This is a genomic window from Mesorhizobium sp. M0808, assembly GCF_040320025.1.
Classification (GTDB): Bacteria; Pseudomonadota; Alphaproteobacteria; order Rhizobiales; family Rhizobiaceae; genus Mesorhizobium.
In genome coordinates this window covers 1-6,273 of record NZ_JAMYOX010000093.1, presented here as the reverse complement: position 1 = coordinate 6,273, position 6,273 = coordinate 1, and the positions used below count along the sequence as shown (strand labels likewise).

The 6,273-nt window shown below is 65.0% G+C and carries 6 protein-coding genes; 3 read left to right on the top strand and 3 right to left on the bottom strand.

The genetic code is table 11. The annotated features are described in order from the left end of the window. Window positions 1–191: 191 nt before the first annotated feature. The 3 genes from NKI25_RS35970 to NKI25_RS35960 all read right to left on the bottom strand — a co-directional run bounded on the left by NKI25_RS35970 (window position 192) and on the right by NKI25_RS35960 (window position 3,025). Complete coding sequence (locus tag NKI25_RS35970; RefSeq protein ID WP_352586848.1) at window positions 192–767, bottom strand: D-sedoheptulose-7-phosphate isomerase; 576 nt, start codon at window positions 765–767, stop codon at window positions 192–194. A 7-nt stretch (window positions 768–774) separates the two neighbouring features. After that, complete coding sequence (gene rfaE1, locus NKI25_RS35965; protein ID WP_352586847.1) at window positions 775–2,253, bottom strand: D-glycero-beta-D-manno-heptose-7-phosphate kinase; 1,479 nt, start codon at window positions 2,251–2,253, stop codon at window positions 775–777. Window positions 2,254–2,392: 139 nt separating this feature from the next. Further along, entirely contained in the window at window positions 2,393–3,025 is a 633-nt protein-coding gene (locus NKI25_RS35960; RefSeq protein WP_023678350.1) for a LysE family translocator, read from the bottom strand. A 177-nt stretch (window positions 3,026–3,202) separates the two neighbouring features. On the opposite strand from NKI25_RS35960, the gene rfaD reads away from it, so the two are divergent. From rfaD to waaC, 3 genes are read left to right on the top strand one after another with little or no spacing between them, the layout of a single operon-like run. Continuing rightward, complete coding sequence (gene rfaD / locus NKI25_RS35955; protein ID WP_352586845.1) at window positions 3,203–4,153, top strand: ADP-glyceromanno-heptose 6-epimerase; 951 nt, start codon at window positions 3,203–3,205, stop codon at window positions 4,151–4,153. Beyond that, the gene (waaF, locus tag NKI25_RS35950) at window positions 4,126–5,133 is read left to right on the top strand and encodes a lipopolysaccharide heptosyltransferase II (protein WP_352517063.1); all 1,008 of its coding nucleotides are present in this window, start codon (window positions 4,126–4,128) and stop codon (window positions 5,131–5,133) included. The genes rfaD and waaF overlap by 28 nt, the downstream gene beginning before the upstream one ends. Then, window positions 5,130–6,113, top strand: coding sequence for a lipopolysaccharide heptosyltransferase I (waaC, locus tag NKI25_RS35945; RefSeq protein WP_352517062.1), 984 nt, complete (start codon window positions 5,130–5,132; stop codon window positions 6,111–6,113). Before waaF ends, waaC begins: the two co-directional genes overlap by 4 nt. The last annotated feature ends 160 nt before the right edge of the window (window positions 6,114–6,273 follow it).

The window sequence follows — 6,273 nt, the reverse complement described above, 5'->3', positions numbered from 1 at the left end:
TCCAAAGTCCAAAGCCCCAGGACCCATCACCTTCCGACACGGATTGCAGCACTTCCTGTCCATCGCCCATGGATGGGCGCTTCGAAATGTGTGAATCGCCTAGCGTGAAGGACGGGGAGAGGGGTCGCCAGCGTTGCGGCTAGTCCCTTCTCCCCGTTGACAATTGACGGCCTCTACCCGGCCTGGCGCAATCACCCTGCGTCGCAGAGGCGCGTTTCGACCATTTCGCACAAATGGTGGTAGAGGCACAAATGCCCCTGCTGGATGATCGGCGTCGAGGTCGAGGGTACGTTGAGCAGGATGTCGGAGAGCGGCTTCAGCTTGCCGCCGGTGTCGCCGGTCAGGCTGACCACCGTCATGCCCATCATGCGCGCCTGTTGGGCGGCGGCGAGGATGCTTGGCGAATTGCCGCTGGTCGAGATGGCGAGCAGCACGGCGCCCGCCGAACCATGCGCCTCGACCTGGCGCGCAAACACCGTGTCGAAGCCGTAATCATTGCCCCAGGCGGTCAGCACCGCCGCGTTGGCCGGCAGCGCGATGACGTTGTAGGCCTTGCGCTCCCTGAGGAAGCGGCCGACCAGCTCGCCGGCGATATGGATGGCGTCGCTGGCCGAACCGCCATTGCCTGCTATCAGCAGCGCCTTGCCCTGCGAAAGCGCGGCGACGACGGCGCTGACCGCCCGCTCCATCTCGCTGGTCAGGTCGCGCTCGACCATCGCCGAAATCGCGGCCGCCGAGCGGGCCAGGTAATCGTTCAGTTCGGACATGAAACCCTCAGTTCCCGGCGCGCAACCTGCCGATAGTGCCGGTCGTGCTCTTGCCGGCGACGAGGTCGACCAGCACGACGCGCCCGCCGGCCTTCTGCACGACATCGGCGCCAACCACCTGATCGACCGTATAGTCGGCACCCTTGACCAGTATGTCGGGGCTCAGCGCCTCGATCAGCGAAAGCGGCGTATCCTCCTCGAAGATGACGACGGCGTCGACCGAGGCAAGTGCTGCCAGCACGCAGGCCCGGTCATGCTGGTCGTTGACCGGGCGCCCCGGCCCTTTCAGCCGGCGCACCGAGGCATCGCTGTTGAGGCCGAGCACCAGCCGATCGCACTGGCTGCGGGCCGCATGCAACAGGCTGACATGGCCGGCATGCAGGATATCGAAACAGCCATTGGTGAAGCCGACGCTCAAGCCCTCGTCTTTCCAGCCCGCCACCAGCCGCGCGGCGGCGGCGGCATCGAGGATCGCATCCAAGTGGGCGACCGGACCATGCGAGCGAAACAGCGCACCGGTGAGTTCCTCGATCGTCAGCCGCGCCGTGCCGCGCTTGCCGACGACAACGCCGCCGGCGGCGTTGGCGATCGATCCGGCCATGACGCGGTCGGCGCCTGCTGCAAGTCCCAGTGCAAACGTCGCGATCACCGTGTCGCCGGCGCCCGAAACGTCGAACACTTCGCGCGCCTGCGTGGCGATATGGCGGGCGTCGTCCGCACCGATGACGCTCATGCCCTTTTCGCTGCGCGTCGCGACGACGAAATCGAAACCGTGCGCCGAAATCAGCTGGCGCGCCGCCGCCTCGATTTCGTCGTCGGCAAACACTGCGCGGCCGACCGCCTCGCCGAGTTCCTTGCGGTTGGGCGTGATTGCCGTCGCGCCGGCATAACGCGCATAGTCGCGGCCCTTCGGGTCGACCAGCACCGGCTTGCCCGCTTCCCGACAGATCGAGATCAGCTCGCCGGCGGCGCCGTCGAGCAGCACGCCCTTGCCATAGTCGGACAGGATGACGATGTCGGCGCGCGCCAGCGCTTCGCGAAAATGCCCGACCAATGTCGCGCGCTCGGCATCGCCCAGCGGCTTGATTTCCTCTTCGTCGAAACGCAGCACCTGCTGGTTGAGCGCGCTGAATCGGCTTTTGGACGACGTCATGCGATCGGCATCCTGCGCCAGCCCGCCGGTGTCGACGCCAAATTCGCCGAGCATGCGCATGAGGTTCTTGCCGGCCTTGTCAGCGCCGATCACCGAGACCGGTATGACGGCAGCGCCGAGCGAAACGATGTTGGCGACGACATTACCGGCGCCGCCCATCGCCAGCGTTTCGCCGCGCCCGTGCAGCACGGGGATCGGCGCTTCCGGCGAAATGCGCTCGATCACGCCGTTGACGAAACGGTCGAGGATGAAATCGCCGACCACCAGCACAGTGGCGCTGCCGAAGCGCGAGATGGCGCGGTGAAGGGGTTCGGGAGAGGGCAGCTTGATCATGTCAACGCGTGGGAGGGCCGATTTTCGGTGACGGGAAATTCGATGGGCAGGGCCGGCCGTTCATGGCGATGCCGATATACCGCAATTTCAGCCGACGCAACGGCAGGCCTTCGACCGATCGCCGCGGCGAGACAGTGCGTCAGCTTTTCTGCAACGCGACATGCACGCCCAGTCCGACAAGCACCGCACCGCCGGCGCGCCGCATCAGGCGCTGCGCCCGGCTCGACTGCCGCAGCCTGGCGATCACCGCGCCGGCCAGTATCACGCAAACAATGTCGGCCGACGAGAACATCAAATTGACGATCGTTCCAAGCACGACGAACTGCAGCCAGACCGGAAACGCTGCCGAGGCATCGATGAATTGCGGCAGGAACGCCATGAAGAAAATCGCCGTTTTCGGGTTGAGCACCTCGACGGCAACGCTCTCCAAAAACGCGCGGCGGGCGGATTTCGGCTGAATTCCCGGCAAGACAACGTCGCCTTGCGCCTTGGCGCGAAACAAAGAAACACCGAGCCAGACCAGATACAGCGCACCGACCAGCTTGACCGCCATGTAAAGCACCGGCACGGCATGGAAAAGCACCGACAGGCCGACAGCGGCGGCGAAGACATGAACGTAGCCGCCGAGATGGATGCCGAGCGCCGCCATCAGCCCGGACCAGCGGCCGCGCGCCATGGTTTGCGCGGCGGCATAGAGCATGGCGGGACCGGGGATATAGGCGAAGATCGCCGTGGTGGCGAAAAAGGCGACAAGCAGTTCGGTTGACGGCATTACCTTGCTCCTGTCACGCTTCGCCGGTGGTCACCGACTGAAGCGAGAGCTTTGCGGCGGCACTGTGGCGCTCATCCGGCCGCCCCGCCACCTGCTTTGTCGACAGCCCGGCCCGCCTCCCCTATAAGGCCAGAATCCCACAAGGGCTACAACCGGCACAAGGTACCAGAGGCTTTCATGATCATCGTCACGGGCGGCGCCGGCATGATCGGTTCCAACATCGTCGCCGCGCTCAACGCCGAGGGTTTCAGCGACATCCTCGTCGTCGACGACCTCACCGACGGCCACAAGATCGCCAACCTCGCCGATCTCGAGATCGCCGATTATCTCGACAAGGACGATTTTCTGGCGCGGATGGAGGCCGGCGACCTCGGCCGCATCGAGGCCGTCTTCCACCAGGGCGCCTGCTCGACCACCACCGAATGGAACGGCAAGTTCATGATGGAGGTCAACTACGCCTATTCGAAGCGCCTGCTGCACGCCTGCCTGGCCCTGCGCTTGCCCTTCCTCTATGCCTCGTCCGCTTCCGTCTATGGCAGCGGCGCCGAGTTCCGCGAGGAGCCGCAATACGAGCGCCCACTGAACGTCTATGCCTATTCGAAAAAACTGTTCGACGACTATGTCCGCCGCACTGTCTTCGATACCGACCACTCGCCGGTGGCGGGCCTGCGTTATTTCAACGTCTACGGACCGCGCGAGGCGCATAAGGGCGCCATGGCCTCGGTCGCCTTCCATCTGTTCAACCAGGTCGAGCAAGGCCAGAACCCGAAACTGTTCGGCGCCCATGGTGGTTTCGGGCCCGGCGAACAGAGCCGCGATTTCATCCATGTCGGCGATGTCGCCGACGTCAATCTGTGGCTGTGGAAACGCGGCTCGAGCGGCATCTTCAACTGCGGCACAGGCAAGGCCCAGCCGTTCCGCGCCATTGCCGAGACGGTGATCGATACGCTCGGCAAGGGCCAGATCGAATTCATCGAGTTTCCCGACCACCTCAAGGGCAGCTACCAGAGCTTTACGCAAGCTGATATGTCCCGCTTGCGCGCAGCCGGTTACAACGGCCAGTTCCGCACAGTGGAAACCGGCGTCAGAGATTATGTCGAATGGCTGAAAGCCCAACGATCCTCGTGATCGGCCCACGCTGGGTGGGCGACATGGTCATGGCGCAGTGCCTGTTCCAGGCGCTGAAGGAGCTTCATCCCAACGCCGCCATCGACGTGCTGGCGCCGGCGTGGGCAGCACCCCTGGTCAAGCGCATGCCCGAAATCCGCCAGCAGATCGACCTGCCGCTGCAATCCGGCGCGTTCGAATTCCGCGTCCGAAGGCGCTTCGGCCGCCTGCTGCGCGGCCGCTACGACATGGCCTTTGTCCTGCCGGGAAGCTGGAAGTCGGCGCTGATCCCGTTCTTTGCCGGCATTCCGCGCCGCGTCGGCCATCTCAAGGAAATGCGCTATGGGCTTCTGACCGACATCGTGCCCTTGCCCGATCGCCTGAAACGGCGCACCGCGCAGGCCTATTTCAGCCTTGCCCGGGGCGGCGCGTTCCAGGCGCCGAAGCTTGCCGTCGATCAAGCCAACCAGGCAGCATTGTTCGGCCGTTTCGGGCTGACGGCGGGGAAATTCGTGGCACTCATGCCCGGCGCCGAATTCGGCCCGGCCAAGCGCTGGCCGAGCGAACACTATGCCGGCCTTGCCCGTGAGATGATGGCGAAAGGGTTTGGCGTCGCGCTGTTCGGATCGAAGAACGACGCTGAGGTGACGGCTGAAATCGCCGCGCTGGCGCCGGGCACGGTCGATCTTGCCGGCCAGACGCGGCTCGAGGATGCCATCGACCTGATCGCGGCGGCGAGGCTCGCCGTCTCCAACGACAGCGGGCTGATGCATGTCGCCGCCGCCGTCGGCACGCCGGTAGTCGCCGTCTACGGCTCGACCTCGCCGCAGAACACGCCGCCGCTCGCCGAGCGCCGCGAACTGGTCTGGCTCGGCCTGTCCTGTTCGCCCTGCCACAAAAAAATCTGCCCGCTCGGTCATCTCAACTGCCTGAAGACGCTGGAGGTCGAACGCGTCGTGGCGGCGGCGGAGCGGCTGCTGGAAATGCCGGCCGCCGCATGAAAGTGCTGATCGTCAAGACATCGTCCATGGGCGACGTCATCCACACCTTCCCGGCGATCGAGGACGCGCGCCGCGCTCGGCCGGATATCTCCTTCGACTGGTGTGTCGAAGAGGCATTTGCCGGCATCGTGGCGCTGCATCCAGCCATCCAAACCATCCACAGCGTGGCGATCCGGCGCTGGCGCAGGAAGCTGCTTCAGCCCGGCACATGGCGGGAAGTGATCGGCTTGCGCCGCGCCTTGCGCGATTGCCGCTACGACCTCGTTCTCGATGCGCAAGGCTTGCTGAAATCGGCGCTGGTGGCGCGGCTGGCGGCAGCGCCGATCGCCGGTTTCGACCGTTCGAGCGCCCGCGAGCCTTCGGCGAGCCTGTTTTATGGCCATCGCTACGCCGTGCCGCGCGGCCTGCATGCCATCGAGCGCACGAGATGGCTGTTCGGGCTGGCGCTCGGCTACGAGCTGGATTTTTCCAGGCTTGAATCGGGCATCGTGCCGCCAGCCGGAAGATCGACTTTTGCCGGTGAAAAGACCGCCTTCCTGCTGCACGGCACCAGCCGCGAGGACAAGAAATGGCCGGTCGCGGACTGGATCGAAACCGCTCGCCTGCTGGTGGACAAGGGAATAACGCCGGTCACCACCTGGTCGAACGATCGGGAACAGGCGGTTGCCGAGGCGATCGCCCGTGCCATTTCGCAAACCGTGGTGGTTCCCAGGTCGCCGCTAGCCGAGATCGCCGCCGTCATCGGCGGCTCGGCGCTGGTCATCGGCGCCGACACCGGCCTGACCCATCTCGCCAGCGCTTTCGGCCTGCCGACGGTGGCGATATTCCTCGCTACCGAGCCTGGCCTGACCGGCCCGCGCGGGCCGTTCTCATCGACGCTGCTGGCCAGGCCCGGCCACAGCGTCACGCCGCCGGAGGTGATGGCGGAAGCCGAAAGGCTTGTGGAGCGCCAGACGCTTGGTCAGGCCGGTGGCCGCTGATTTGCTCAATCAATTCAATCAGAAAGGTCAGCGCTGCCCCTTCCCTTCTCCCCTTGTGAGGGCTTTGCACGGGAAGCGAAATCCTGGTTGGTGAGTTAATGGGGCTTTTTTGAAGGCCGGGAAAGCAGTTTTCGACGGCTTGGTATGGCATCGACCGGCA